Source organism: Mesorhizobium sp. M7A.F.Ca.MR.148.00.0.0 (assembly GCF_003997735.1).
In the GTDB taxonomy this organism is placed as follows: domain Bacteria; phylum Pseudomonadota; class Alphaproteobacteria; order Rhizobiales; family Rhizobiaceae; genus Mesorhizobium.
In genome coordinates this window covers 1-825 of the sequence record NZ_RZTB01000328.1, presented here as the reverse complement: position 1 = coordinate 825, position 825 = coordinate 1, and the positions used below count along the sequence as shown (strand labels likewise).

General features: G+C 63.2%; 1 protein-coding gene. It reads left to right on the top strand.

Annotated features, from left to right (window positions below; genetic code table 11):
- Positions 1–774, top strand: a 774-nt coding sequence (locus EOB49_RS34305) for a beta-ketoacyl-[acyl-carrier-protein] synthase family protein (protein ID WP_164749560.1), incomplete at its 5' end; no start/stop codon positions are given.
- Between the last annotated feature and the right edge of the window lie 51 nt (positions 775–825).

Genomic DNA, 825 nt, shown 5'->3' with positions numbered 1-825 from the left:
AGCTTGAGCCTCGGCTTGCGCGGGCCGGTCTTCGGGGTGACCTCCGCATGTGCCTCGGCCAACCATGCGATCGCCTCGGCAGTGGACCAGATCAAGCTGGGCCGGGCCGACGTAATGGTTTCCGGAGGCAGCGACGCACCCTTCGCATGGGGCGTGCTGAAAGCATGGGAAGCAATGCGCGTGCTTTCACCCGATACCTGCCGGCCCTTCTCCGCCGATAGGAAGGGCCTGGTGCTGGGCGAGGGTGCGGGCATGGCCGTGCTGGAAAGCTACGAGCATGCCACGAGGCGTGGTGCCACAATTCTTGCCGAGATCGCCGGCGTCGGCCTTTCCGCCGATGCCTTCCACATTGCCGCGCCATCTGTCGAGGGGCCAGCGTCGGCGATGCGCGCCTGCCTTGCCGATGCCGGGCTGAATGCCGAGGACGTCGACTACCTCAACGCGCACGGCACCGGTACCAAAAGCAATGATCAGACTGAAACGGCGGCGATCAAGCGTGTGTTTGGAAACCACGCTTATTCGATGTCCATCTCTTCCACCAAGTCCACGCACGCGCATTGCCTCGGCGCAGCGAGCGCGCTTGAAATGATCGCCTGCGTGATGGCAATCCAAGAGGACGTCGTGCCGCCGACCGCCAACTATCGCGAGCCAGATCCCGCTTGCGACCTCGACATCACACCCAATGTGCCGCGCGAGCGCAAGGTGCGCGTCGCCATGAGCAACGCCTTCGCCATGGGCGGTACGAACGCAGTTCTGGCATTCAGGCAGGTGTAGAAGCCATGCAAGACGCCTCATTTGAGGTCACCTGTCGTATCTAGCTGCTTG